25 protein-coding genes and 1 riboswitch are annotated in these 25,424 nt (G+C 54.7%); of the genes, 14 read left to right on the top strand and 11 right to left on the bottom strand.

Translation table 11 applies throughout. The features are described 5' to 3' along the window. Positions 1-18: 18 nt before the first annotated feature. Positions 19-1,059, bottom strand: a complete 1,041-nt coding sequence (locus LG297_RS03215; RefSeq protein ID WP_404425072.1) for an ABC transporter substrate-binding protein — start codon at positions 1,057-1,059, stop codon at positions 19-21. 211 nt (positions 1,060-1,270) lie between these two features. Further along, positions 1,271-1,468: riboswitch (cobalamin riboswitch) on the bottom strand. A gap of 55 nt (positions 1,469-1,523) precedes the next feature. Next, positions 1,524-2,441 carry an AraC family transcriptional regulator N-terminal domain-containing protein gene (locus LG297_RS03210; RefSeq protein WP_404425070.1) on the bottom strand — a complete coding sequence of 306 codons (918 nt, stop codon included), beginning with the start codon at positions 2,439-2,441 and terminating at the stop codon, positions 1,524-1,526. A gap of 168 nt (positions 2,442-2,609) precedes the next feature. On the opposite strand from LG297_RS03210, the gene LG297_RS03205 reads away from it, so the two are divergent. Both LG297_RS03205 and LG297_RS03200 read left to right on the top strand, forming a co-directional pair. Continuing rightward, entirely contained in the window at positions 2,610-3,356 is a 747-nt protein-coding gene (locus LG297_RS03205) for an SDR family oxidoreductase (protein WP_404425068.1), read from the top strand. 24 nt (positions 3,357-3,380) lie between these two features. Next, a complete protein-coding gene (locus LG297_RS03200) occupies positions 3,381-3,728 on the top strand; it encodes an Atu4866 domain-containing protein (protein ID WP_404425066.1) in 348 nt (115 codons plus the stop codon). 93 nt (positions 3,729-3,821) lie between these two features. Here LG297_RS03200 and LG297_RS03195 read toward each other — a convergent pair whose 3' ends face one another. Then, complete coding sequence (locus LG297_RS03195) at positions 3,822-5,183, bottom strand: adenylate/guanylate cyclase domain-containing protein (RefSeq protein WP_404425064.1); 1,362 nt, start codon at positions 5,181-5,183, stop codon at positions 3,822-3,824. Between the two features lie 187 nt (positions 5,184-5,370). Between LG297_RS03195 and LG297_RS03190 the strand changes: the two genes are divergently transcribed. Continuing rightward, complete coding sequence (locus tag LG297_RS03190; RefSeq protein WP_404425062.1) at positions 5,371-6,972, top strand: glucan biosynthesis protein; 1,602 nt, start codon at positions 5,371-5,373, stop codon at positions 6,970-6,972. A gap of 165 nt (positions 6,973-7,137) precedes the next feature. Continuing rightward, complete coding sequence (locus LG297_RS03185) at positions 7,138-7,605, top strand: type II toxin-antitoxin system VapC family toxin (protein WP_404425060.1); 468 nt, start codon at positions 7,138-7,140, stop codon at positions 7,603-7,605. Positions 7,606-7,618: 13 nt separating this feature from the next. Here the strand turns inward: LG297_RS03185 and LG297_RS03180 are convergent, their stop codons facing one another. After that, complete coding sequence (locus LG297_RS03180; RefSeq protein ID WP_404425058.1) at positions 7,619-8,071, bottom strand: nucleoside deaminase; 453 nt, start codon at positions 8,069-8,071, stop codon at positions 7,619-7,621. A gap of 273 nt (positions 8,072-8,344) precedes the next feature. Here LG297_RS03180 and LG297_RS03175 point away from each other — a divergent pair, with 273 nt between their 5' ends. The 6 genes from LG297_RS03175 to LG297_RS03150 all read left to right on the top strand — a co-directional run bounded on the left by LG297_RS03175 (position 8,345) and on the right by LG297_RS03150 (position 14,412). Further along, a complete protein-coding gene (locus LG297_RS03175; protein WP_404425056.1) occupies positions 8,345-9,067 on the top strand; it encodes a gamma-glutamyl-gamma-aminobutyrate hydrolase family protein in 723 nt (240 codons plus the stop codon). Continuing rightward, a complete protein-coding gene (locus LG297_RS03170) occupies positions 9,064-10,329 on the top strand; it encodes a pseudouridine synthase (protein ID WP_404425054.1) in 1,266 nt (421 codons plus the stop codon). Before LG297_RS03175 ends, LG297_RS03170 begins: the two co-directional genes overlap by 4 nt. A 6-nt stretch (positions 10,330-10,335) precedes the next feature. Further along, positions 10,336-10,932, top strand: a complete 597-nt coding sequence (rsmD, locus tag LG297_RS03165) for a 16S rRNA (guanine(966)-N(2))-methyltransferase RsmD (RefSeq protein WP_404425052.1) — start codon at positions 10,336-10,338, stop codon at positions 10,930-10,932. Positions 10,933-10,999: 67 nt separating this feature from the next. Then, a complete protein-coding gene (locus LG297_RS03160; RefSeq protein WP_404425050.1) occupies positions 11,000-11,575 on the top strand; it encodes a helix-turn-helix transcriptional regulator in 576 nt (191 codons plus the stop codon). A 111-nt stretch (positions 11,576-11,686) separates the two neighbouring features. Further along, complete coding sequence (locus LG297_RS03155) at positions 11,687-12,856, top strand: CynX/NimT family MFS transporter (protein ID WP_404425048.1); 1,170 nt, start codon at positions 11,687-11,689, stop codon at positions 12,854-12,856. 104 nt (positions 12,857-12,960) lie between these two features. Next, a complete protein-coding gene (locus LG297_RS03150) occupies positions 12,961-14,412 on the top strand; it encodes a serine hydrolase domain-containing protein (RefSeq protein ID WP_404425046.1) in 1,452 nt (483 codons plus the stop codon). A 24-nt stretch (positions 14,413-14,436) separates the two neighbouring features. Here LG297_RS03150 and chrA read toward each other — a convergent pair whose 3' ends face one another. The 4 genes from chrA to LG297_RS03130 form a co-directional block, all read right to left on the bottom strand. Further along, on the bottom strand, positions 14,437-15,666 hold the full coding sequence (gene chrA, locus LG297_RS03145; RefSeq protein ID WP_404425044.1) for a chromate efflux transporter: 1,230 nt from the start codon (positions 15,664-15,666) through the stop codon (positions 14,437-14,439). A gap of 1,435 nt (positions 15,667-17,101) precedes the next feature. Then, positions 17,102-18,571, bottom strand: coding sequence for an AMP nucleosidase (locus tag LG297_RS03140; RefSeq protein ID WP_404425042.1), 1,470 nt, complete (start codon positions 18,569-18,571; stop codon positions 17,102-17,104). Positions 18,572-19,043: 472 nt separating this feature from the next. Then, entirely contained in the window at positions 19,044-19,286 is a 243-nt protein-coding gene (locus tag LG297_RS03135) for a hypothetical protein (protein ID WP_404425040.1), read from the bottom strand. Beyond that, a complete protein-coding gene (locus LG297_RS03130) occupies positions 19,286-19,813 on the bottom strand; it encodes a sigma-70 family RNA polymerase sigma factor (RefSeq protein ID WP_404425038.1) in 528 nt (175 codons plus the stop codon). Before LG297_RS03130 ends, LG297_RS03135 begins: the two co-directional genes overlap by 1 nt. Positions 19,814-20,158: 345 nt before the next feature. On the opposite strand from LG297_RS03130, the gene LG297_RS03125 reads away from it, so the two are divergent. After that, positions 20,159-20,368 (top strand): hypothetical protein, encoded by a 210-nt coding sequence (locus tag LG297_RS03125; protein ID WP_404425036.1) that lies wholly within the window; start codon positions 20,159-20,161, stop codon positions 20,366-20,368. Positions 20,369-20,476: 108 nt separating this feature from the next. Here LG297_RS03125 and LG297_RS03120 read toward each other — a convergent pair whose 3' ends face one another. Then, a complete protein-coding gene (locus LG297_RS03120) occupies positions 20,477-21,046 on the bottom strand; it encodes a YqaA family protein (protein WP_404425034.1) in 570 nt (189 codons plus the stop codon). A gap of 103 nt (positions 21,047-21,149) precedes the next feature. Continuing rightward, positions 21,150-21,617 carry a hypothetical protein gene (locus tag LG297_RS03115; RefSeq protein ID WP_404425032.1) on the bottom strand — a complete coding sequence of 156 codons (468 nt, stop codon included), beginning with the start codon at positions 21,615-21,617 and terminating at the stop codon, positions 21,150-21,152. Between the two features lie 224 nt (positions 21,618-21,841). Here LG297_RS03115 and LG297_RS03110 point away from each other — a divergent pair, with 224 nt between their 5' ends. Then, positions 21,842-22,345, top strand: a complete 504-nt coding sequence (locus LG297_RS03110; RefSeq protein ID WP_404425030.1) for a Dps family protein — start codon at positions 21,842-21,844, stop codon at positions 22,343-22,345. Positions 22,346-22,467: 122 nt separating this feature from the next. Continuing rightward, positions 22,468-23,826, top strand: a complete 1,359-nt coding sequence (locus LG297_RS03105) for a diacylglycerol/lipid kinase family protein (protein ID WP_404425028.1) — start codon at positions 22,468-22,470, stop codon at positions 23,824-23,826. A 345-nt stretch (positions 23,827-24,171) separates the two neighbouring features. Here LG297_RS03105 and LG297_RS03100 read toward each other — a convergent pair whose 3' ends face one another. Continuing rightward, positions 24,172-24,543: a winged helix-turn-helix transcriptional regulator gene (locus LG297_RS03100; protein WP_404425026.1), complete on the bottom strand. Its 372-nt coding sequence runs from the start codon at positions 24,541-24,543 to the stop codon at positions 24,172-24,174. Positions 24,544-24,628: 85 nt separating this feature from the next. On the opposite strand from LG297_RS03100, the gene LG297_RS03095 reads away from it, so the two are divergent. Continuing rightward, positions 24,629-25,363 (top strand): SDR family NAD(P)-dependent oxidoreductase, encoded by a 735-nt coding sequence (locus LG297_RS03095; protein WP_404425024.1) that lies wholly within the window; start codon positions 24,629-24,631, stop codon positions 25,361-25,363. Positions 25,364-25,424: the final 61 nt, after the last annotated feature.

Genomic DNA, 25,424 nt, shown 5'->3' with positions numbered 1-25,424 from the left:
TGGAAATGACGTTACCGATCACTGGCTTGCCTCGAACGCCTCAATTGCCTTGGCCAGCGTTTCAATGCCTTCGATTGTCCGCATGGTCGGGTTCATCGACTGGGCATCCATGACGACGATATTTCCGCTTTTGACCGCACTCATCTGGCGGGTTACCGGATCGGATTTCAGGAATTGCATTTTCAGTTCCCAGTCATCGGCCGGAAAACGACGACGATCCATCCTGCCAATTGCGATGATGTCGGGATTGGTCCGGGCGATGGTTTCCCAGCCAACCGTAGGCCATTCATCATCACTGTCGATGACATTCTCGACACCCAGGATCGACATGACGTAGGCCGGTGCACCTTTCTGACCGGCAACAAACGGATCAACATCGATTTCGGCACTGGAAAACCAGAACAATGCCGAAATCCCCTTACCATTGACGGCGGCGACTTTTTCACGCGCCGCTTTTTCACGTGCCTTGAAATCGGCAATCAATTCCGCGCCGCGTTCCTCGACATCGAAGATTTTCGAAAGGTCGTCTATCCCCTGATAGATCTGATCCATCGAAAAGGCGTCGATTCGGGTTCCGTCGCCGCCCGTGGTGTTGTCCTTGCCCATGCAATCGGCCGGTGCGGTATAGACCGGGATGGAAAGTTCGGCGAACTGATCGACCGTGCCGACCTTGCCATTCGGGCCGATATGCCACTGGAACTGGGTTGTGACCAGATCGGGCTTTTTCCCGACAACACTTTCAAAGCTGGGATCGTTGTCTGCCAGACGCGGGATGGTGGCGTTAACGTCGCGAAACTGTTCCTGTACCGGTCCAAGCCATACCGCCGTTCCGGCCACCCGGTCAGCCAGCCCCAGCAGATAGAGCAGTTCCGTACTGCTTTGACCAAGCGATACGACACGGTTCGGAGCCTGATCAAAGGTCAGGGTTCGACCACAATTTTCCAGTGTCAGCGGATATTCCGTGGCGGATGCGTATTGCGCAAAAGAAGCCAGTCCCGCAGCAAACACCCCGACTGCAAGAACCTGTCTGTTCAGTTCAATCACTTTGCGTCCTTTCATGGATATGCCGATCCGGGATTTCATTTCCCGACCGGACACATCAAACCAATAAATGTTATGTTATAACATAACATTAAAATTACCATGGTCAAGGGACTGGCTAAAGTGCTGAAAAATGGCGGGAAATGCCAGAACCCGAAAGCAGGCAGAACGCGTTGCAACCTGCGCGAGACGGTGACATGTACCGACATCCTCCGGGGCACCCCGCCCGGTCCGTCGTCGTCATGTCAGCAGGTCTCCTGGCTCGCGGGTCGCTGTGTTTTCCGGCCTTCCCGGGGAATATCCCAGTGGCATCAAGAAGGAAAACACTCACCGCCTACAGTTGCGGGGGCAGCTTCGGTTAACCGCCCTCGCGGACGGCTTCGAATTCCCTTTATCCTTGTCGGATACTGACATCAATCGGTGTCACATAGTCGCAAAGGCCCGTCAAGTGAATTGCAAACCGGTCGCAACAATCCGGTTTTTCAATAGGCGTTCGCCGCCGCCGTGCCATCCCCGCCCAGCCGTCCAAGGATCGCCGAAACATCGCGCATCGGCGGTGCGCCAAACATGCGGGCATATTCACGGCTGAACTGTGATGCGCTTTCATATCCGACTTCATAGGCTGCGGTTGCCGCATCCTTCATTTCGGTCAGCATCATCTGGCGCGCCATCGTCAGGCGAAGCCGTTTCTGATACTGAAGCGGGCTCATGGACGTTACCTGCTTGAAATGATGATGGAAGGAAGACGGACTCATATTCGCCTGTGCCGCCAGATCATCGACCCGAAGCGGTGCGGCAAAATCGTCCTTCATCAGACGGATGATTTTGGAAATCCGCTGCATGTTGCTGCCGCCCATTCCGATTTGTGCAATCCGGGCCCCCTGAAGGCCGCGCAACAGACGATAATGCACTTCGCGCAGAAGCATCGGCGCCATCACCGAAATATCATCTTTCTGATCACACAGGCTCAACAGGCGCATCACGGCATCCAGCAAGGTGTCGCTGGCATCATCGACATGAAGCCCGCAATCGCTTTCGGACGCAGATCCGACCTGAAGATCGATCTGGGTTACAAGGTCGCTGAGCATCTGGCCATCAAGTTCAATCGACAAACTGCGATACGGAAGGGCGACACTGGCATTTGTGACACAACCGACAATTGGCAGGTCGACCGACGCCACCAGATACTGACCGGGCGAATACCGGAACAGATCATCACCCAGTGACACCTCTTTGGCACCTGACGCGATAATACAAAGACAGGGCTTGTAGATTGTCGGGACTTTCATTGATGGCCCGGTCGCACGATAAAGGTGCATCGCACTCACCGACGTCTGGGTAACACCTTCTTCTTCGCAGTATTTGTCAATCAGTTGAGACATATCTTCGAATACAGACATCACCAAACTCCTTTGTTTCTCTAATATGAACTATAGCGATCAAAAATGTACTGAAAAGCGGTTTTCGTACTGTTCGGAGAATCAGGCAATTGATCAAGAGTTCTGTGTATTCATCAAATTGCTGTTTGCAATCACAGTAAGCGCCATGATCCAAACAAGGAGGATGTCATGTCGCTTATGTCCAGCAATGTTGAAAACAAGGTCGTCGTTATCACCGGTGCCAGCAGCGGGATTGGCGAAGCCACGGCAAAACTTCTGGCCGAAAACGGTGCAAAGGTCGTTCTGGCCGCGCGCCGGACGGCAAAACTGCATTCCATCGTCGCCGAAATCGAGGCCGAAGGCGGCACCGCAACATGTCGCGCGGTTGATGTCACCGATGCCGACGACGTCGAAGCACTGGTCTATTTCGCCAAAAACACCTATGGCCGTGTTGATGTGATCTTCAACAATGCCGGTGTCATGCCCCTGTCGCCGCTTGCCGAACTTAAAATCGACGAGTGGAACAAGATGATCGATGTCAATATCCGCGGCGTTCTGAATGGCATTGCCGCCGGTCTGCCGGTGTTCAAGGAACAAGGCAGCGGTCATATCATCAACACCGCCTCCATCGGCGCACATCTGGTATCGCCGACCGCCGCGGTTTATTGCGCCACCAAATACGCCGTCTGGGCCATTTCAGACGGCCTGCGTCAGGAAAGCCGGGATATCCGCGTTACCATGGTTTCGCCGGGCGTTACCGAAACCGAACTTGGCAACGATATCACCGATGACAGTGCCAAGGGGTTCCTCGGCGAACTGCGCAAAACCGCCCTTAGCCCGATTTCCATCGCCTGGTCGGTCCTGTATGCGATCGCCCAGCCCGAAAGTGTTGATGTGAACGAGATCATCGTACGCCCGACCGCATCGGCATATTAATCCGCACCGCCAAAGGAGGCCCGCATGGCACGTCATATGTTTGCGTCTTCTATCACCAGTCTTCTGATGCTGTTTTCCAGCACAGCCACCGCACAGGAGGATACCGTCATGTCCGGAACCGCGTCGAACGATCCGCATCCCTATGTCGGCATGTGGGTCACGGCAGACGGCAATATCCGTCAGGAATTGAGGGCAGATGGGCGTTATGACGAGGCGCGCGGCAATCGTCAGTCCGCCTATCAGGGACGTTATGAAATTTCCGGCAATCATATCGATTACTGGGACGATACCGGCTTTACCGCAGATGGCTATTTCGAAGATGGTGTTCTGTATCACGCCGGAATGGTGATGTATCGCCAGCCGCTGCAATAAATCCGGTTCCAACGTCAATCCACGCCCAAACCTGAAGGAACGGTATCAACGCGATACCGTTCCTTTGTTTATGCGCGACAGCTTCGCCGATGATCAGCTTGCGGTCGCGGACATATTGCCAGTCGCAATGTTCCGTTCGCCCGCCGGTGCAAAGGTAAACAGATCAATCGGCTCCGAAAGTCCGCGGACATCCATCTGCCCGATCTTGCGAAAATCATCCGCCACCAGATACCTGATCGTCGTTTCGGAAATCAGCACATCCGTTCCCAGTTCCTTGTTCATCACCTCAAGCCGGGCCGCCAAATTCACCGTGTCGCCATGCACGGTATAATTCTGTCGTCCGCCCCCGCCGACACTGCCCGCAATCACCGTGCCGGTGCAAATTCCGATGCGCGTACGGACACGGATACCGGCAAAATCCCGGCTTTGCACAAGGTCGGAAATCTCGCGTGCGGCCCGAACGGCACACCGGGCATGATCGGGGTCTTCGGCCGGGACATTGAACGTCGCCAGAACCGCATCGCCCTGGAACTGGGTTATCACACCATGATGGCGGGTAATAATCTGCGACACCGCATCGAAGTAGGTATTGAGAACCTCGACAATTCCTTTCGGACCGATGGTTTCGGTCAGGGTCGTGAAATCGGCCAGATCGGCAAACAGGATGGTTGCCTCCCGCTCGACCGGGGCCAGCGTCCCGCGTTTGGAAATCAGCGCCTCGGCCACGGCAGGCGGCACATATTGCCCGAAAATATCGGAAATCGTGCTGCGTTCCTGCTCTGCCTCAATCTGGCGGCGGACCGTATGACGTGCCCGCCACATGACCGATGCGATCAGGCAGGCCACGATAAAAAGCGCGATGCTTTCCTGTATTCTGCTCCCGGTGCCGACGAAATCGGGGCTGTAAAAATACCTGATGAAGGTTTCCGTATCGGGGGAAATGCCCATATCGTCCCAGTCATAGGTCTGCGTCATGTTCCGGATGGCAAAGCCAAATGCCCCCATCCATCCGGCAACCCCGCAAATACCGGCCCAAAGCACCAGCCCCGGCGAGAAACTGAAGGCCGCAATGCCCAGAATAACGAAATAGAACGGAAAAATCGGCGCTCTGAAAATGACTGCCTGCGGCAAATCTACAGTATCAAATATCCGCTGGGTCGCGATCAGGGCAGACAGAATGCCGATATCGAGGGCGACAAACAGATACTTGACCCAGTATCGATCCTGCGCGGTTCCGATAATCCGGTAATGGATCACGCCCAGTGTCGCAAATATCGCGACCGCTGTTCCGTATTCGAACGCCAGCGTCGGGTTGCCCGACCGCGTTGCAATCAGCCATCCCCCCATTAGAATCAACGCAACCAGCCGCCCCTTGATCGCCAGTCGAAGGCCTTTCTGTTCCGCCTCATGAAAAATGGCTGTCTGCTCGGGCTTTCCGATAACGGTTTGCTGCATGAACATACCTTTCTGCGATGGCGACCCCGCCATTTTTAATGATTGCAAGTTTATTTAGGCAGACATCTGGCATACCGCTATGCGAAAAATGCAGATATTACGATCTTGAATTCGCCATGTTTTATCCCGATTACGTCCACACTGTCCGGTATAGTTCCGGACTTCTTAAATTAACGGGACCTGATTGATGACGACTTCTGTGGAACGCAGACGATTTCTGAAATCCGTGGCCGCCGCCGGGCTGATCCTGCCGGGTATGTCGCTGGTCAATGGTGCCTCGGCCGCGAACGAAAAACTTGATCTTGGCGAACCACAAAGCTTCAGCTTTGACGCATTGATCAAGCGCGCCGAGGCCATGTCAAAATCGCCTTATGAAGCACCTGTCGCCCCCGATCCCGAAATTGTCGGCAAGATCGATTACGACACCCACGGCAAACTGCATTACAAACGCGAATTTTCGCCCTATGCAGATGGTTCGGGCACCTACCCGCTGACCTTCTTCCATCTGGGCATGTATTTTGCCAAACCCGTTCACATGCATCTGGTTGACGGCGGCAAATCGCGTGAAGTGGTTTATACGCCTGATTATTTCGACATGCCCGAAGACAGCATTGCGCGTAAACTTTCGGAAAACAGCGGCTTTGCCGGCTTCCGTCTGCATGAAAATGTCGAACGTGATGACTGGAAAACCCAGGACTGGGCAGCGTTTCTTGGCGCGTCCTATTTCCGTGCCATTGGCGATGAAGGCCAATATGGCCTGTCTGCGCGCGGAATTGTCGTCAATACGGCAACGTCCCAGCCTGAGGAATTCCCCGATTTCCGCGAATTTTATATCGAACCGGCGAAATCGGCCAATGCCCCGGTCACGGTCTATGCCCTGCTGGATGGTCCAAGCATCACCGGTGCCTACCGGTTCTATCTGACGCGTGGCGAAGGTGTGACGATGGATGTCGAAAAATATCTGTTCCTGCGCAAGGATATCGAACGCCTTGGCATCGCGCCGCTGACCAGCATGTTCTGGTATTCCGAACAGAACAAATCGTTCCGTTTTGACTGGCGTCCCGAAGTCCATGACAGCGACGGGCTGGAGCTTTGGACCGGAAATGGCGAACGCATCTGGCGTCAGTTGAACAACCCGGAAATCATCCGCACATCGGCATTTGGCGATAAAAATCCGCGTGGTTTTGGCCTGATGCAGCGTGACCGCGAAGTCAGTCATTATCTTGACGGTGTGCGCTATCACCGCCGCCCCAGCCTGTGGGTCGAACCGCTTGGCGCGTGGGAAGACGGTGCCGTGCAGCTTGTCGAAATTCCGACCGATGACGAAATCCACGACAATATCGGTGCCTTCTGGGTGCCGAATGCCCCGGCCAAGGCGGGCAATAGCTATCAGTTCCGCTATCGCCTGTATTGGCAGGCACAGAACCCGTTCCCGATGGACAAGCTTGCCCATGTTACCGCCACCCGCATGGGGCGCGGCGGCAATCCCGGCACCGTCCGCCCGAAGGACGAACTGAAATTCTCGGTCGAGTTCGAAGGTGAAATCCTGGGAACCCTGGCCTATGGAGAGTTCCCGGAGATCGTCGTTTCAACCTCGCGCGGCGAGATTGTCCGCACCAAGATCGAGCCGATCATGGATACCCGCATCTGGCGTGCAGCGTTCGATCTTAAAGTCGAAGGCAACGAGCCGGTCGATTTGCGGATGTATCTGAAACGCGGCGATGCACCGCTTAGTGAAACCTGGATGTTCCAGCATCTGCCGGGATTACGTGGACAGACGCGCGAATAAAAGAACGAAGGCCCGTCATTCTGGCGGGCTTTTTTTTATCAAACTCATGAAAGAGATTGGATCAAAAATTTAATCTCGAGCCATTAAATCAATAAAAATTTTAACTTAAAAATACTTATATATAATTATATAAATGAGAAAATCATTTAATTTTTGAGTAAAAACATGAGAAAGATAAATAAATACCTATTGGATACCAATGTTTTCAATCACGTTTTGGATGAACCTGCTAATTTAGATCATTTTACAAATCACAAATTATTCGTGACTCATATTCAACTTGATGAAATCAACCAAACTTCTTGCGTTGATAGACGAGCACAGCTGCTTTCACGGTTCCAGACTATTGATGCAGAATCCATCCCCACAGGCGCGGCAGTTTGGGGCGTCTCAAACTGGAATGAAGCAAAATGGGGCGATGCCAACGGGCTCTATGAAAAGTTGCTATCTAGGATACAAAACCTTGATAAGGCCTCAGGTAAAAAGAAAAAACCTAAAAACCAAAGTAGAGATGCCCTGATAGCTGCCACTGCTATCAGGGGAAACTTCGTGCTCATTACAAATGATCGCAACCTAACTATAGCGGCTGAAGAGTTTTCTTGTACGGTCATTGACCTTAAAAATATTAGGTGAAAAGTAAAACCGCTCACCTCAGCGACCCAAAGAAATCCTTCAGAAGCTTGCCCGCCTCGACCTCGCCGATCCCGCCATAGACTTCCGGGCGGTGATGGCAGCTTGTGCTTTCGAACACGCGCGGGCCGTGATCGATGCCGCCGCTTTTGGGATCATAGGCACCGAAATAAACGCGCCGCAGCCGGGCAAACGAAATGGCAGTTGCGCACATCGGGCAAGGTTCAAGCGTGACATACAGATCGCAGTTGGGCAGGCGCGGCTCGCCCTTGGCCCCGGCAGCGGCCCGGATCACAAGGATTTCGGCATGGGCCGTCGGATCATTGAGTTCCTCGGTCAGGTTGCCCGCACGTGCGAGCACCTCGCCACTATCGGCATCGACCAGAACCGCACCGACCGGCACCTCGCCACGCCTTGCGGCGGCGCGCGCCTCTTCCAGCGCCATATCCATATAGCTGTCTGCGCTCATGATTTGTCTTCCATCCCGGAACAAGAGTTTGGCCGCAGCATCGTTATACCCGGCCCATCGCACTGTCTGTTGACTGTTTTTCTTGAGTTTTAAGGATATGAGATTGCAATCTGTGCAAGGATCGGTCAAGCGGTGATAAGATCGCGACCGATTGCACATATGCGTGAATTGCCGTTGCCCTTCTAACGCACCGGGGTTAGTTTCCGGCCAAATTCATGGCATCGCCAGCAAACATAGCGACCAACTGCCACCACCAACGGGATTTGACAGATCATGAGTGCCAGAAAACCGATCATCGGCATTACCCTTGATTCCGAGGAACCCGGTGGCTATTCCAAATTTCCGTGGTATGCGCTGCGTGAAAACTATGCCGGTGCGGTCACCGCGGCGGGCGGCATTCCCATGCCCCTGCCCCACGAGGTGGAACTGGTGCCCGATCTTCTGGATCTGATTGACGGACTTGTTGTCACCGGTGGTGCGTTTGATGTCGACCCCAGCCTGTTTGGTGCCGAAGAACGCCATGACACCGTCGTCACCAAAGACCGCCGCACCAAGTTTGAATGGGCCATGGCCGAAGGTGCGCTGAAACGCAATATGCCGGTTCTGGGCATTTGCGGCGGACAGCAATTGTTGAACGTGATCCTTGGCGGATCGTTGATCCAGCATATCCCAGACAGTGTTGAAAACTGTCTGCCGCATGAACAACCCAACCCGCGCAACGAGCCGGGGCATGATGTGACCGTCGAAGCAGGCACCCTGCTTTCGCGTATTGTTGGCGATGTCAAAAGCCTGTCGGTCAATTCCGCCCATCATCAGGCCGTGGATAAGGTCGGCCCGGATGTGATCATCAATTCCGTCGCCCCGGATGGCGTGATCGAGGGGATTGAACATCCGGGATATCGTTATTGTCTTGGGGTGCAATGGCATCCCGAATTTCATATCAGTTCGGGCGATGCGAAAATCTTCGACGCCCTGATTTCCGAGGCCCGCAAATGAGCGACCAGACCCCGAACCCGACCGAAGATACCGGAGAAAGCAAACCCGAACGCATTGCCAAACGCATTGCGCGATCCGGCGTTTGTTCGCGGCGTGATGCCGAACGCATGATCGAGGAAGGTCTGGTGAAGCTGAACGGCAAGGTGCTTGATAGTCCGGCCGTAACCGTCACCGACGAGGACGAGATTTACGTCAATGGCAAACCCTTGCCGCAAAAGGAAAAGCCGCGCCTGTGGCGTCTGTTTAAAAAACGCGGGCTGGTCACCAGCCACCGCGACGAACAGGGCCGCGATACGGTTTTCGAACATCTGCCAAGCTATATGCCGCGCGTGATTTCAGTTGGGCGGCTTGATCTGAATTCCGAAGGTCTTTTGCTGCTGACCAATGATGGCGAGCTTGCCCGTTATCTTGAACTGCCCGCCACCGGCTGGGCACGCCGGTATCGTGTGCGCGTTCACGGTCGCATTGACGAGGCAAAACTCAAACAGCTTGAAGACGGTGTTACGGTTGATGGCATCAATTACGGTTCGATACAGGCCGAGGTTGACGTTCAGAAAGACAGCAATGCCTGGATGACCGTAACCCTTCGCGAAGGCAAGAACCGCGAAATCCGCCGCGTGATGGAACATCTGGGGTGGCCGGTAACGCGCCTGATGCGTGTGTCCTATGGCCCGTTCCAGTTGGGCAATCTGGCACCTGGCGATTGCGAGGAAATCACCGGCAAGGTGATGAAAGAACAGTTGGCCGCGTTCTTCAAGGGTGATTACAGCAAGGTTTCCGAAAAGAAATCGGTCGCGCGTGGTGGCACCGGCCGCCCCAAGGCACCGCGCACCGTATTTGGCAAACCCGCCGCCCCGCGCCGCCGTCAACAGGGCAGCAACCCGAACGCCAGCACCGATGACACCCAAACGGATAACCGTCTGGAAAATCGTGCCCGGCCGGGCAACCGCGCCAAACCGGCACTGGCACGCGGCGAGGTATCGCGCGGCGGCCCTCCGCGTGAAAATCGCGAAGATCGTAATGATCGCGACAATACAAACCGACCGGCCAACAAAGGCCGCGGGCGTTATGCGCCCGGTGGCAAAGCCGGTGGTGAACGTAACAACGATGGCGGAAAATCGTTTGCCGGTCGCGGCAAGCCATCTGGCAATACCGGCGGCAACAATCGCGGCACGATTGCCGATGGCAAACCCGGCAATCGCCCGACAGGCCGCAGCGGATCGAAACCGGCGGGCAATCGCCCGCGTGGCAAAAAGGGTTAAGGCAGAATGCGGATTGTCGGCGGAAGTCTTCGCGGGCGGCTTTTAACCGCACCGACCGGGCGCGATACACGCCCGACACTGGATCGTGTGCGCGAAGCCCTTTTTAACATCCTGACCCATGCATCACGCTGGTACGAGGACGATCAAAACCCGCTTTATGACGGACTGGTTCTGGATGCCTATGCCGGTTCCGGAGCCTTGGGCCTTGAAGCCATTTCGCGCGGTGCGCAAAAGGCGGTTTTCTTTGATCTTGATCGCGGTGCGCTTGCCGCAATCGAACAGAATATTGCCGATCTGAAACTGGGCGATAAAACCCGCGTTCAGCGTGCCGACGCCACCAAGCCGCCACGCGCGCCCGAACCGGCAACCATGGTGTTTCTTGATCCGCCCTATCAAAAGGATTTGCTGGGGCCAAGCATCACGGCCCTGGCAAATGCCGGTTGGATCAATGATAAAACCCTGATCATTGCCGAACGCGATCCACGTGAACCGGCACCGGAAGTCGGGGGCCTCGAAACCCTTGATAGTCGCAAATATGGCCGCTGCCAGATCGATATCTATCGCCTCGAAGCAATTACATCGGCCCAGGCCCGGTCGGGCTGACCATTTATTGCGTTCAAAACTGTGTTATGGTGGGCTGCCTTTCGAAACGTCTGGCCGTGTTTTGGTGATGAAATTACTGACCCCGACAATACCCGATCCTGAATTTGGTCGCCGCCTGCGACAATGGCGCCGCGAAAGCGAGATCAAGCAATCACGCCTTGCCGATATTGTCGGTGTCACACAGGCAACTGTGTCACGCTGGGAAAAGGGATTGCAAAACCCCGCCCCGCTTCAGATCGACCTTCTGCATCAGATGATGACGCGCAACCGCAATTTTCGTCTTGATCAGGCGATCAAGCGGCTGGTTACCCATTCGCGGCAGCGCGTCCATCTGATCGAGGACCGCAGCCACCGCCTATTATGTGCCTCCGCCCCGCGCGAACAGGAATGGCAACGCAGTTCGGGCGATCTTGTCGGCACGTCCCTGTGGCGCTTTGCCACACCCGAAATCGCACAGGCCGAGAAAAGCCTGCATGACATGGGCTGGCACGAAGATCAGGCAGATCATCTGAGTTTTGAAACATCCGGGCGCAACGGCCCGCCAATGCCGATTGTCGATAAATTCATTCTGTGGGAACGGTTTTTCCTGTCCGATGGCAGGGCGGTTCGCCTGACTACGGGCTTTGACAATCTTCCCGGATAATCCCGTCGCGTATATTTCATACGTGGATCATGGTGGCACGTTTCCGCTAAAAGAAATCCGTTATTTTGGTTCGCCCCGACCAAGTGCCTGATTGATTGACGGATTGCCCCCATGCCACCGGTTTTTGCCATTTGTATTCTTTACGGCCTTGGACTGACCGCCTCGATGCAGGTCGGACTGATCGGGCCGATTGCCCCCGACCTTCGTGCCGGGTTCGAACTTAGCCAGGCACAATTTGGCCTTGTCGCATCGCTAATCACTGCCGCCGGTGCATTGTTTGCCATTCCAACCGGAGTTTGGGCATCACGTGCCGGGCTGCGCCGCTCGCTGTTTCTGGGCGGGCTTATGATGATCTTTGGTGCGGTGATTTTTGCCACCGCCCAAAGCACCGGGATGCTCTATGTCGGCCGCCTTGTCACCAGTGTTGGCTATCTTCTGATTGTGGTTGGCGCGCCAAGCTGGATGGCCAATCTCGGCAATCCGAGAACCGTCGCCATGGCCATGAGCATCTGGGGCACCTTCATCCCGGTCGGCATTGCCATGGGGAACTGGACCAGTGCGGCGATTGTCGCATGGCTTGACTGGCGCATGGCGGTTGTTGCCTGCACCATTCCGGTTGCCGTTCTTTTACCTGCATTGATGTTGATCACGAAGCCGGTCGAAAGCGGTTTTAACCGATCGCTTTCCTCGGGTGTATCCGGGGTTCTGAAATCCCGACCGGCGATGCAGATCGCCCTGACATTTGCGGCCTTTGCCGGGGCAACGTCCGCTGCCCTTGCTTTCATGCCCGCCATGATGGCCGACAATCTTGCAATCAGCATTCCTGTGGCTGCCGCCATCATCGGTATCACCGCGATTGCAGGAAACATTATCGGCAGTGTCGGGGCCGGAATGATTTTGGGCCGCGATGTCCCCGGTCGCAGGATCCTTGCCATCGGCCTCCCGGTGATGGCCGGTGCGATCTTCACCCTGTTTGTCAGCCAGAACATCGCCACCAGCGTTCTGGCGCTGATCCTGTTCAATATCGGGCAAGGATCGGTTGCCGGTACATGCTTTGCCCTGTTGCCGCGCATTGCCGGTCGCGATCTTTCGATGCCTGCCCTTCAGGGGATGCTGGCCCAGTTTGCCGAGATTTTCGTTGTGATCGTTCCGCCGGTTGCAGGTGCGATGATCGACTGGGCAAGCTGGAAGGGGGCGGCATTTCTGCTGGCCGGTTTCTATCTTGCAGGATTTGCCATCTCGCTTCGGTATCGGCAATCGCGCGTTGTGACGGCAGGTTAGTTCTCCTATACCATCCGCTGTCTTGACCTATCCCGCAAAGCAGGCGACCCTTCCCGCCTTATCGAAGGCAAGGAGCAAATAATGCTCTGCACAAGGGAAACGGAATGGCCTGGATCAAAGCCACCTTTATCTGCCTGATATTGCTTGGCATTCTGGTGATTTCTGCGTTCTTTATCTGGCTTGCCCCGGTGGGGGCCGGTTATACCGCCAAGATCATGTGTTCGGCCATTTTTGTGAATGGCCTGCCGTCGAACCGGGCGCGCGACGAGGATGTTCTGGCCGATAACAACCCGGCCCTGTCGCTGATTACCGCCAATGTCGATTTGCGTCATCAAACGGTCAGTGCCCATGCTTTCGGTTTTCGCAAACGCATTGCTGTTTATCGGCCCAATCTTGGCTGCACGCTTTCCGATAGCCCGGCCCGGATCGAGCAGCTTCGTGCGACAAGTCCGCTGATCCGTCCGATCCCGCCTCAACCGCTTTTGACCGCATCCGTACCGGGCAATATCGACCGTCGCGAATTCAACAATATTCTGACCGAGGCCATGGACGAACCGGGCACGGATGTTTCACGGCGCAGCCGGGCAATTGTCGTTTTGCATCGGGGCAAAGTGATTGCCGAACGCTATGCGCCGGGAATCACTGCCAATACTCCCCTGCCGGGCTGGTCGATGACCAAAAGCGTGTTCAATGCTCTGCTGGGCCGTATGCAACGCGAAGGCATGATCCCAAGCGTCGACAGTCCGGTTCTGATCAATGAATGGCAATCTCGGATCAGTGATCCCCGCGCACTTATCACCTATGACAATCTGTTGCATATGAGCAGCGGGCTGGAATTTGATGAAAGCTACTGGAACCCGTTATCGGACGTGGTTCAGATGCTGTTTGTCGAACCGGGCACAGCCGGGTTTGCTGTCTCCCGACCGCTTGAACACAAACCCGGTACTGTCTTCTCCTATAATTCCGGGGCGGCCAATGTTCTGTCGGCGGCAATACGCAATGTCAGCGGCTCTATCCAGCGCTATCAGCATATTCCGTTTGATCTGCTGTTCCGCCCGCTTGGCATACGCAATGCGGTGATCGAAACCGATCAGGATGGTTATTTTATCGGTTCAAGCTTCATGCATGCCACCGCTCGCGACTGGGCTAAAATCGGTCAGCTGTTTTTGCAGGACGGCGTTTGGAATGACGAACGCCTGCTGCCTGCGGGTTGGGTCGATTATTCCGTCACCCCGGCACCGGCGGCGCCGAACGGTATTTATGGTGCGCATTGGTGGCTTGAACTGCCCGGTTCGCGTGACGAGGATGGAAATCTTCGCAATGATGGCCCGACCGTTCCGAGCGATGCATTCTTTGCCCTTGGTCATGACGGCCAGTCGATCAGCATCATTCCGTCAAAGGAACTGGTAATCGTTCGTCTTGGTCTGACGCGTGACAGAAGCGCGTTTAATCTGCGCCGCTTTGTCGGATCGATTTCTTCCCTGTTTCCCGATATTGTCGTGCGAAACGGGGATACGACCGTCGAAGTCGAAAATACCGGACAGATCGCCGAGTGATGGCTTCTTGGATCCCAATATTATCTATCCGACCGCACCGGCAAATCCGAAATATCCCATCAGAACACCGCCAGCACCCCCTGCCAGAACGAGCGCCCAGACCGGCATCAACCGCCATTGCAAAACAGCAAATGCAATGAATGCAATCACCACATCTTTCACGTCATGAATTGTGCCGGTCCAGATCGGATCATACAAAACCGATGCCAGCAATCCGACAACAGCCGCATTGATCCCGGCCAAACCGGCACGCATTTTTGGCATGTGCCGGACCCGGTCCCAAAATGGTAACAGGCCGATCACCAGAAGAAATGCAGGTAAAAAAATCGCGATCAGTGCGACCAGCGCACCGGCACCCCCGCCGGCACCGTTTTGCAATACCGCCCCCAGATAGGCGGCAAAGGTAAAGATCGGGCCGGGAACCGCCTGTGTCGCGCCGTAACCGGCCAGAAACATATCCGCATCGACCCAGCCCGGTGCCACCACGGCTTCCTGGAGCAATGGCAGAACCACATGCCCGCCACCAAAGACCAGCGCACCACTGCGATAAAATCCGTCAAATACCGCAAGCCATGGTGACGGGGCAGTTTGCGCCAATATCGGTAAACCGATCAGCAACAGGCCAAAAACCAGCAGTGCAACTATCGCACCGCGCGAAGAAATACCGGCACCGAGATTGCCATCGACCTTTCCTGTATCGCCACGCAAAAACAGAAACCCGGCGACCGAACCCGCGGCTATCACCAGAACCTGCATCCCGATACCGTTCACTGCGATCATCAGGGCGGCAGCGATCAGGGCCATTGTCGCACGTGGAATATCGGGGCACAGGCTGCGCGCCATGCCCAAAAGCGCGTGGGCAACAACACCGACAGCAACCAGTTTAAGCCCCCAGATCATCGGGCCGGTCGCGGCAATATCACCACCGGCAAATCCCAATCCGAGCCCGGCCAGTACAATGGCCGAAGGCATCGTAAAACCGAGCCATGCGACAAATGCCCCGGCAAACCCGCCCAACGACATGCCAATCCCCATACCGACCTGGGAACTGGCAGGACCAGGCACGAACTGGCAAAGGGCGACCAGATCGCCATAGGCCGCATCCGAAAACCATTTCCGCCGTATCACGAATTCTTCGCGGAAATAGCCGATATGGGCGACCGGCCCGCCAAAGCTGGTTAACCCCAGACGCAGAAAAATCAGGAAAATCTGCCAAAGGCGTAAATCGGGCTTGGCCAGGTTTTGGTCGGTCATGCTTTTCCCGTGCTCAGATCAATGCGGTCCCGATGGAACGGAGGGCGAAGGATAATGGATGCAACCGCAGGGCCAAAGCCCAAAGCAGCCGATTTTGCCGACTTCATCAAACCATCACAAAACGCCCGGCTAAGATATTGACAAATATAACATTCTTTCCGCACCGAGCTTTGGTCGGGAACTTTTTCCGTTTTTTTTTGAAAAAAGTTCTTGATTTGTTCTTTTCGTTGTGGCATAAGAGCAAAATCAACGGGACAAATGGGCCCGGAGACAAAACCCGCAAAGCGTGATTCGCTTTTGCGGGTTTTTTGCGTTTCGGGCGGTAAAAACAGGAATGAGACGATGACAGGGCAGCGATCTGACGGGATGAGATGGCGGGGACGGTATCGCCGAAGGGACGTTAACGGCGCATGGAAAAGTCATTACGGGGGTGGTGTGTTCGTGCCGTAAGGCCCTTGGATATTTGCGAAAAACGGGTGTTTATCATGACGGGAGAAATGTGCCCTTGGGGCAAGGGCGTTTGTTCGGGGCAACGAGAGCCGGGGCCAAGTTGGTCTGGTCCAGTTCAGTCCGGTTCAGCCCGGTCGATAAAGCCTGAAAATGTCGAGAATCAGCGGGCCCGAATTGCGCCCGGATTGGATCGGCACGGGATCGTCTGGCTAGGGTGCCGGGATGGCAGGCAGGATCGGTTGCCAGCCGGCCGATGGATCGTTCGGACATGTCGAAAGGACAGTCATCGATGGCGGGATTTGTGTGCCTGCCATGCGGCAGCGCTGTGGCCATTGGGGTGAGGTGCGTTTGCGACGTCAACCGAGGGCGGCGGGTGCTTGTTCAGGGCAGCGGGATCCGTCCGGGGTGCGGTTGGTGCCGGTTGGCAATGCCGGGGGCAACGGGTCTGGCTTGGCGAGATTGGATCGGTTTGCCCGGAGCGGCTGGCAGGATCAGTTGCCAGCGGGCCGATGGTGCGTTCGGAGATGCCGAAAGGCCGGTGATCGATGGCGGGATTTGTGTGCCTGCCATGCGGCAGCGCTGTGGCCATTGGGGTGAGGTGCGTTTGCGACGTCAACCGAGGGCGGCGGGTGCTTGCTCAGGGCAGCGGGATTCGTCCGGGGTGCGATTGATGGCGGTTGGCAATGCCGGGGGCTGCGGGGTGGCTGGGTTGGCCGGGCGGTTGGTTTAATCGTCATTCGGGGCGCAGAGCCGGAATCCACATCCCATCGAAACGGAATGGCGATCAGGTTGGGAGTGTGGTGTCAGCGGTCTGAAACGCCCGCCGCCGTGAGGCAACGGGCGCTTTCGTGAATGTCAGGATGAGCCAGAGCAGGTCGCATTCAATCTGTATCATTTGTTTGTTTTTGGCGAAATGTCGCCAAAATCAACCCCTTCGGGCGGAAGACTGTCCCAGCAAAATGGTGCAGATTAAACGCGGCGTGCTTTAGCGGAAGGCAGGCTCGTCAAGGGAACGCAGCTTGCGCGAATGTAGCTGATTGACATCGCTTCGAAGCGTATCAATGGTATCCAGCCCGACCTGAAGATGCTGGCCGATACGCTGGCGATAGAAATTATTGGCCATGCCCGGCAGTTTCAATTCACCGTGAACCGGTTTATCGGAAACACACAGCAATGTGCCATAGGGTACACGGAAACGGAAACCGTTGGCGGCAATGGTCGCACTTTCCATATCCACCGCAATCGCACGCGACTGGTTAAGGCGAACAAACAGCTCGCTATATCGTAATTCCCAGTTCCGGTTATCCGTGGTTGCCACGGTACCGGTCCGCATCCTGGCCTTCATTTCACGCCCTTTAAGGCCGGTGATCCTGGCAACAGAATTGGTAAGCGCAACCTGCACCTCGGCAATCGGCGGCACCGGAATCCAGAGCGGCAGATCCGAATCCAGAACATGATCGTCGCGGACATAACCATGTGCCAGAACATAATCGCCCAGAAGCTGGCTGCGGCGAAGACCGGCGCAATGGCCCAGCATCAGCCAGCAATGCGACCGCAGGACGGCGATATGGTCGGTCGCGGTTTTCGCATTTGACGGGCCGACCCCGATATTGACCAGCGTCACCCCAAGCCCGTCCTCGCGGATCAGGTGATAGGACGGCATCTGGGGCAGTTGGGCTACGGCTTCGCCGCTTTCGACCCAACCCTTTGGCGCATTCTTGCGCACATGGATCTTCGGCCCCGGTTCGACAAACGCGACATAGGGGCTTTTGGGATCTTCAAGCTGAACCTTGGCAAACTCGATGAATTCGTCGACATAGCGCTGATAGTTAGTGAACAGCACAAATTTCTGGAAATGTTCCGGCAGCGTTGCCGTGTAATGGCGCAACCGCGCCAAGGAGTAGTCAACACGTTCACCGGAAAACAGCGAAAGCGGCTTTGGCCCTTCGGTAATTCCGTAATGCACGCCATTGGCAATATCGTCATCGGTCCGTGCCAGATCGGGCATATCAAAAACCAGCTGAAGCTGGCGAATATCGGTCGGGCCGATATTGTCGGTCGCGGTTTCAACAAGGAACGGCAAGGGGATCGCACGATCAGAAACACCAACCACGACCGGAACGTCATGGTTTTTCAACAGCAGTTCGATCTGTTCGCGGTAATATTGTTCGAACAGGTCCGGACGCGTCAGGGTCGTGCCATAAACGCCGGGATCACGCGGCGCGCCATAGGACAGTGCGCTTTCGACATGCAATTTTTCGGGCGGCACCTCGATCCCGAGATACGGGTAATAGGCGCGCACAGGCGTGGATTGCTGGCCGTTTCCGAACCGGGTGAATGCTTCGCGAACTGACTCCGCACCCGTGGCATAAATGTCCTTGATACGGGCAATTGCCTCGTCGGCGTCAGTAAATTCAAACAGATCGCGTACCGATCCGTGGACTCCGGATACCATAATAAGTTGCTCCTTTTTCTTATTGTTGTATTGAGCGAGAGATTTATCACCGCCTGCCCGGACTCTGGCAACCCCCAATTCATGCATGACCGAACATCATTCCGGCATATCGGTCGCATGGAAAATGACGCACCATCGCGTCCGGGGCGCATAAACCGGCCCTGACAGCAATACCTTGCATTTATATGTCGGGATTATTTTCAAGAAATCCAAATGACAGTTTTGATGCACGGATTATAACCACGCCGCGATAATCCGGATATCGCGGCACCAAAAGCCATCGATTCGCGAACAAAACTGCGAAATGTCATCAGAACAAAAAAAGGGCCGAAACCAGATGGTTTCGGCCTATTTCGGAGAAGGGCCTTAGACGTTGAGGGAAAAGACGATCAACTCCGATACAGACTTTATCTGACCATTGGTCAACAAAGTCAATAAATTTTCAGAACAATGCAGCGTTGCGCTGAATGCATTATTCCCGCAAGAGCCCGGCGCTTGAGGCCAAAGACTTAAGCTTTTTCAGACGACGGTAGTGCAGCAGATCAACTGTCTCGCCGTCACCTAAATGACCTTTTTCGATATCCCGGACAATTCCTGCTGCACGCGGGTCGGACTGGACAAGGCTTTCGATATCGTCCTTGTCCTCGTCATCTATCGATCCGCGCACGTAATTCACTATGTCGTCCTTGCCATATACAGCAAGCACATGGGTCATCAGGCTGCCTCCGCCACGAACCGCGATGCGTGTTCCCGTGCTTCGATCCGGCCAACAGAAGAACGCAACTTCCGGCGGGCCCGACCGACACGGGATTTGACCGTGCCAATCTCGACATTCATTTGCAGGGCCGCATCCTGATAGGAAATCTCGTCCACGGCGGTAAGAAGGATCGCCTGACGTTCCTGTTCGGGAAGTTCGTCCAGAATGCGATCGGCATCACGCAACTGCAAGCGGGCCATCTGATTGCTGCCATGTCCGTAAACATCGCCCAGATCATCCCAGTCCACATGATGGCCGCGCGTTTTTTCGCGGCGTTTGCCTGAAATGAATGTGTTGAACAGAATCCGGTGCAACCACGCCTTCAGGCTGGTGCCATCTTCGAACTGGTCCTTCTTGCTGATGGCTTTCAGCAAAGTGTCCTGCACGAGATCCTGTGCACGATCCATGCTGCCCGTCAGCCGATATGCATGGCGACGCAGCGCGGGTACGTGATCTTCAATTTCGTTCATCACTTGCTCAGACATCACAACCTCCGTTTTTTGGATGTCTTCACCCTAACAAACGAAAATAATATTTAAAGTAAAATCGTATACTTAACTTAAGAAATACAATGAACCTACTTCAGATGCATGACATTATCAAAACACACAACAGACATATTTACAGCAACATGAATAACAAACCCCAGTAACACCGAATAATTACTTTACGTTACTTGCACAGGTTGCGTTAAATGTATCACTTCAGCAAGGCAGTTGTATTACGGAGAAAACGCAGGTAACGTAAGTTACTCCAAAATTCTTGAATGCGTTGCATATCAATGGTTTCAGGCACATATTGGAGCGCCTGAACTTCATAAGGAACCCCACGTGTCGACCTCGAAAAGAACTGAAAAGCTTCAGATTATGCTCGACGACGATGAACTGAAGTTCATCGACGACTGGCGGTTTGAGCATCGCATGCCAACCCGGGCAGCGGCCATTCGTGAGCTGATCCGCCGTGGTCTGGTTGCCGAGGACGTGGAAGATCCGGAAACCGAGGGAAAAACCACCACCGATTTCCGCATCGAACCGGAATAGAACAAAAAAGATATCCATGATATCTCGCAAAAAGCCCGGCGATTTGCCGGGCTTTGTTATTTCCAAACGGTCTGGTTGTCTGTTTCTGCTTTTGGCGGGGACTGTTTTTCAACGTTTCCGGTTCTTTCCCGCAAAAATCTGCGCGATACCGACACCAAATCCCAGAACCAGCAACCACAACCCATAATACCGCAAGGCACGCGATATCCCGATTGCGATCAGAAACAGCCAGAAGGGATACGACGTTGCCCCCGCGGCAGTTGCGGCAAGCTGCATCGGAACAGGTGTAATGCTGATCGCAAAAACCACCCAGAAACCACCATCCCGAAACTGTTGTTCGACCTTCTGAAACTCCTGCTGCCCGCCGGACAGTTCAACAAGAGGGCGAACAAATTCTTCGGAAAGGCCATACGCGATCAGATACAGGAAGACCGACCCCGCAACACTCCCCGCAAGCGTTACCGTCGCAACGATGGCACCCCGGCGACGGGACGCCGCCATGATCGGGGCAATCAGGATTTCGATTGGAACGGGAATGATGGTGGTTTCAAGAAACGATGCGACTGCAATGCCGCCAAGTCCCTTGCGACCGGCGGCCAGCTTTTCAAGACGCAGTTGCCATAATCGCAACCATCGGCGAAGTCGGCCCGCTTTTTGATTTTGTTGTTCTTTTTCCATGGATGCCGCTGATTAAACATGGCCTGACACGCAACGGCCCGCCCCAAAAGGGCGGGCCGCCGACACCCGGAACACCACTTCACCGAGTTAAGGTTGTGATGTCTTATTCGGTGGCGTGATCATCTGAGAGCGCCTGCTCGGCGTTATCAAGTGCTTCAAGGGTATTGGCTTTCACGGTGTCCCATGTCTCGGCTGATGCATCCTTGGTATTTTCGTATGCCGAGCTCAGATTCTCGCTGGCACTATCCCATGCCGAGGAAAGATCGTCGACGGCATCCTCGCTATCATTGCCTACACGCGTGGATACCTCATCGTATTTCTCGCCAAGCTGGTTGGATTTTTCTTCAACCCAGGCGAGGAACTCGTTCTTTTCCTCATAGGTGAATTCCTTGGCCTGTTCATATTCAGCCCCGGCTTTATCGCCCATTTTTTCGGCGTCCGATTTCATTGCATCGTCGGTTGCCATCGAGCCTGCCTGGTCCGGGCTTTTCTGTGCATCTGCATAAGCCGGTGCAGCCACCGCAACAGACATCATAATAGTACCAGCCATCAGAACAGTCTTGCTAAGCATCACAACCTCCTGGTTATTAAATAACAGCGCATTTTCTTTGGCGCTGGTTACAATATTGAACGGGTGGTGCAAAAGAATGTTCCAATTGTGTTGATTTTAATTTCTGGAACTTTTGTTTTCTGCTGACGTTTTCCAAACAAGCGTTCGGGATATGCATAACCGCCCGTTCATACGGGTCCGGGGTCAGAGCAACAGAACGTGAAAAGAAATACAGGAGTTACAAAATGGCACACAGCAGTATGCAGAGCGTTGCGAAAGAATTTCCGGTCAAGACCGGTGTTGATCGCAAAGACCGTCGCGAACTGGCCAAGATGCTGACAAAGATCATCGGTTCGTCCCACGTACTGTATGCCAAAATTCGCGGTGTTCACTGGAACGTGGTCGGTCCGGCCTTCTATTCAATCCATAAAATGACCGAAGAGCAATATGAGGACCTGAACGAAGCGATTGACGATATGGCAGAGCGCATTCGTGCAATCGGTTTTCAGGCCCCCGTCGGTTTGGCCGAAATGATGGAACATTCCGTCATCAAGGATCAGACCAAACTTCTTCCGGCCAATGACATGGTTAAGGAGCTGGTCGAGGACCATGATCATATCTCGCGCCTGTTGCGCGAGGGTGTAGCAGAGGCCGAAGCGGCCGACGATGTCAAAACCGCCGACCTTCTGACGGATCGCCTTGGCGTTCACGAAGAAGCCGCATGGATGCTTCGCGCAACCATTTCGTAAAATCACCTATTGCAAACCGGCGCCTGATTGGCGCCGGTTTTGTGTCGCAATCTTGCCGTTCTGATCCCCTATCCCTATCCTGACCGGCAAAGTTTCCCGCCCCACATGGCAGAGGCACCCAGATGAAATCAACCGATCTGACTGGCAAGGTTTGCATTCTTCTGACACGTCACAAAATGCCCGATGAATGGCGCGATAGTGGCGCGCAGCCGTTGCGCGAGATATTCGAGGATGCCGGTTACACAGCCGAGCTTGAACTGTGTGACGATCCTGTTGCCATGAATACCTTTCTTCGCACGTCATGTGTACCCGGCGATATCGTCGTTATCGGGGGCGGGGATGGCACGATCAATGCTGTACTGGATGCGGTAATTGAGGCCGGGGTGGTCATGATCCCCCTGCCACTTGGCACGGCGAACGATTTTGCCCGCAGCCTTTATATCCCCGACGATATCCTGCAGGCCGCAAGGGCCACGATTAACGGGCAAATTGCCATGCTTGATATCGGACGGGTCAACGGCCAAAGCTTTGTCAATGCGGCGAGTATCGGGGTTCCGGCCGATGCCAGAAAACGCATTGATCCGAATTTGAAACGATGGACCGGCGCAATCAGTTATGCGGTCGCCAACTGGCAAAGCTGGCATGAAATGAAACCGCTGGAACTTCGCGTTACCTGCGGAGGAAACCCGCCACAGGATTTGAAATTGCGCCAACTGACCGTTACCAACGGTCAGTATTTTGGTGGTGGCCTGCGTCCGCGTGAAAACAAGCGCCTTGATGACGGCAAACTGCACATGTTTGCCATTCAGGCCGATGTCGACACATTATCAGGCATGGATATCGCTGCGGAATTGCTGTTTGGCTCGATCGATGACAGCGACTATGCCATCAGTCAGGAATGCGATGAAATCGGCGTCGAAGGGGCCGAAGGCGAGCCAATCCTGGCGGATGGTGAAATCATCAGCAAACTGCCCGCCCGTTTCACGCTGGACGCAAAGGTCCTTCCGGTTTTTGCACCGAATGCCTTTCACGGCGAGGCGGATCGGCACGCATCATTTCAGGATCAGGAAATCGTCAATGACATTGCCCTTGATGCGCTTGGACTTTCCCTGCGTTTGTCTGCCATCTACCCGCTGGCAACAGATAGCGGCATGAAGGCGATCTGTCATGATACGGCCAATGATCTGCGCGATATCAATCGTCGCCTTGAACTGGCATTGCGCCCTTATGGCCTGCCAACATCGTCGCCCGATCCGGATCTGCACAGTCTGGAACAATTGCGCGACCGGGCAATGTCCTGGATGCTGCCCGATGCCGATCAACGGCTTGCGCGCGGCTTAAAAACCCAGTCGACCTTGATTGATGATGCGCTTGCAGCGTGTGCTATCGATAAAGTGCCTGACGACATAGCCGTCCCCCTCACGGATATGCAGAAACTGATCGGGAATCTGCAAAGGCAACTGGACGATTTTCAGGAATAGCAATATCCGGAAGCGCGCGCTTTCCGGTCCGGGCCCAGCTCAGTCTTCCAGTCCATCCAGACTGCGGACAAATGACTTTACGTGGAACGGTCGCAAATCCTCGGCACTTTTGGCCGATCATGATCGCATGCACCAGCTTGCAGGGAAACGTCAAAGCCGACATCGACACAGTTGGCCAAAAGATCACGCTTTTCAGACTGATCTCGACAGGGCCATGCCCCAAAGCACATGACCGGCGTGGCAATGTGAAACGGCCCAACCAACAAAAGGCAGTCGATACACGCTGCTTTTTGTTGCTGTGCGCTTACTTGCGACTCCGCGCGCCGGGCAATGCATCTGATGTCTTTATGCCTGGTCGTTTCGTTTGGCTGCCAGGTTTTTCTTAATGATATAAGCATTTTCTTCCCCCCAATCGCACAGGGGCATTAACGCCCCGGCCAAGCTAAAACCAAAGGGCGAAAGCTCATAAAGCACGCGCGGCGGGATTTCCTTGTAGTCCGTTCGAACCACAACACCATCCATCTCAAGTTCCTTGAGCTGCTGAATCAACATTTTGTCGCTGACCCCGCGGACACACCGCTTCAACTCACCATACCGCCTTGGTTCCTTTGCTAAAAAGAACAAAATCAACGGCTTCCACTTCCCCGACATCACCTGAAGGGCCGCATCAAGACCACAGATGAACGGCTGAATCGATGGTTGCTTGTGTTCTGCCATAGGTACTTACCAAAAGGTGCATACTTGTTAAAAAGTATGTTGATACATATCGTTTTGGTCAACCCTAATTACGGAGACCAGAAAGATGACCAAACTTACAGGTAAAACGGTCCTGATCACCGGTGGCGCAAGCGGCATCGGTCTTGCCACGGCAAAGCGATTTGTTGCCGAAGGGGCCTTTGTCTATATCTCGGGACGACGCAAGGATGTCATTGATGCTGCCGTTGCCGAAATCGGCGGCACCATCCGCGGCATTCAGGCAGACATCACCAATCCCGACGACCTTGACCGGGTCATGGAAACGATCAAAACGGAAAAAGGACAGCTTGATGTCCTGTTTGCCAATGCCGGGGTCGGGGAACTTGTCCCGCTGGGCGAAATCACCACCAAGCATTTTGACTACACGTTTGATATCAATGTCAAAGGCACGGTGTTTACGGTGCAAAAGGCTCTTCCCCTGCTTAAGGCAGGAAGTTCTGTGATTTTGACCGGTTCGACCACCGGGGTTATGGGCACCCCTGCCATGAGCATCTATAGCGCCTCAAAGGCCGCTGTGCGTAATCTGGTGCGCAGTTGGGCACAAGACCTCCGCGGCACATCAATCCGCGTTAATGTGCTCAGTCCTGGCCCAACCCATACAGACAAGATCGACGACCTGCTTAATCCCGAAATCATCGAAGGCCTGCGCAATGGCACCGCGCTGGAACGGATGGGTGATCCGTCTGAAACAGCGGCCGTCGCGGCATTCCTCGCATCTGACGACAGCAGTTTCATGACCGGAAGCGAAGTCTTCGTCGATGGCGGCTACGCCCAGATTTAAAAACAAAAGGGGCGACGTCTCCCACCGGAAAAGCCGCCCCTGTCTATTCTTGACCAGTCAC

Origin of the sequence: Thalassospira australica (genome assembly GCF_044790785.1) — a bacterium.
Lineage (GTDB): Bacteria > Pseudomonadota > Alphaproteobacteria > Rhodospirillales > Thalassospiraceae > Thalassospira > Thalassospira australica_A.
Note: the sequence above shows the minus strand (reverse complement) of the source record. Positions and strands in the feature narration are given on the sequence as shown.

What these genes read in the sequence shown, in the direction of transcription:
- LG297_RS03215 (WP_404425072.1), bottom strand. Translation starts at nt 1,059, where the DNA reads ATGAAAGGACGCAAAGTGATTGAACTGAACAGACAGGTTCTTGCAGTC.
- LG297_RS03210 (WP_404425070.1), bottom strand. Translation starts at nt 2,441, where the DNA reads ATGTCTGTATTCGAAGATATGTCTCAACTGATTGACAAATACTGCGAA.
- LG297_RS03205 (WP_404425068.1), top strand. Translation starts at nt 2,610, where the DNA reads ATGTCGCTTATGTCCAGCAATGTTGAAAACAAGGTCGTCGTTATCACC.
- LG297_RS03200 (WP_404425066.1), top strand. Translation starts at nt 3,381, where the DNA reads ATGGCACGTCATATGTTTGCGTCTTCTATCACCAGTCTTCTGATGCTG.
- LG297_RS03195 (WP_404425064.1), bottom strand. Translation starts at nt 5,183, where the DNA reads ATGCAGCAAACCGTTATCGGAAAGCCCGAGCAGACAGCCATTTTTCAT.
- LG297_RS03190 (WP_404425062.1), top strand. Translation starts at nt 5,371, where the DNA reads ATGACGACTTCTGTGGAACGCAGACGATTTCTGAAATCCGTGGCCGCC.
- LG297_RS03185 (WP_404425060.1), top strand. Translation starts at nt 7,138, where the DNA reads ATGAGAAAGATAAATAAATACCTATTGGATACCAATGTTTTCAATCAC.
- LG297_RS03180 (WP_404425058.1), bottom strand. Translation starts at nt 8,071, where the DNA reads ATGAGCGCAGACAGCTATATGGATATGGCGCTGGAAGAGGCGCGCGCC.
- LG297_RS03175 (WP_404425056.1), top strand. Translation starts at nt 8,345, where the DNA reads ATGAGTGCCAGAAAACCGATCATCGGCATTACCCTTGATTCCGAGGAA.
- LG297_RS03170 (WP_404425054.1), top strand. Translation starts at nt 9,064, where the DNA reads ATGAGCGACCAGACCCCGAACCCGACCGAAGATACCGGAGAAAGCAAA.
- rsmD (WP_404425052.1), top strand. Translation starts at nt 10,336, where the DNA reads ATGCGGATTGTCGGCGGAAGTCTTCGCGGGCGGCTTTTAACCGCACCG.
- LG297_RS03160 (WP_404425050.1), top strand. Translation starts at nt 11,000, where the DNA reads ATGAAATTACTGACCCCGACAATACCCGATCCTGAATTTGGTCGCCGC.
- LG297_RS03155 (WP_404425048.1), top strand. Translation starts at nt 11,687, where the DNA reads ATGCCACCGGTTTTTGCCATTTGTATTCTTTACGGCCTTGGACTGACC.
- LG297_RS03150 (WP_404425046.1), top strand. Translation starts at nt 12,961, where the DNA reads ATGGCCTGGATCAAAGCCACCTTTATCTGCCTGATATTGCTTGGCATT.
- chrA (WP_404425044.1), bottom strand. Translation starts at nt 15,666, where the DNA reads ATGACCGACCAAAACCTGGCCAAGCCCGATTTACGCCTTTGGCAGATT.
- LG297_RS03140 (WP_404425042.1), bottom strand. Translation starts at nt 18,571, where the DNA reads ATGGTATCCGGAGTCCACGGATCGGTACGCGATCTGTTTGAATTTACT.
- LG297_RS03135 (WP_404425040.1), bottom strand. Translation starts at nt 19,286, where the DNA reads ATGACCCATGTGCTTGCTGTATATGGCAAGGACGACATAGTGAATTAC.
- LG297_RS03130 (WP_404425038.1), bottom strand. Translation starts at nt 19,813, where the DNA reads ATGTCTGAGCAAGTGATGAACGAAATTGAAGATCACGTACCCGCGCTG.
- LG297_RS03120 (WP_404425034.1), bottom strand. Translation starts at nt 21,046, where the DNA reads ATGGAAAAAGAACAACAAAATCAAAAAGCGGGCCGACTTCGCCGATGG.
- LG297_RS03115 (WP_404425032.1), bottom strand. Translation starts at nt 21,617, where the DNA reads ATGCTTAGCAAGACTGTTCTGATGGCTGGTACTATTATGATGTCTGTT.
- LG297_RS03110 (WP_404425030.1), top strand. Translation starts at nt 21,842, where the DNA reads ATGGCACACAGCAGTATGCAGAGCGTTGCGAAAGAATTTCCGGTCAAG.
- LG297_RS03105 (WP_404425028.1), top strand. Translation starts at nt 22,468, where the DNA reads ATGAAATCAACCGATCTGACTGGCAAGGTTTGCATTCTTCTGACACGT.
- LG297_RS03100 (WP_404425026.1), bottom strand. Translation starts at nt 24,543, where the DNA reads ATGGCAGAACACAAGCAACCATCGATTCAGCCGTTCATCTGTGGTCTT.
- LG297_RS03095 (WP_404425024.1), top strand. Translation starts at nt 24,629, where the DNA reads ATGACCAAACTTACAGGTAAAACGGTCCTGATCACCGGTGGCGCAAGC.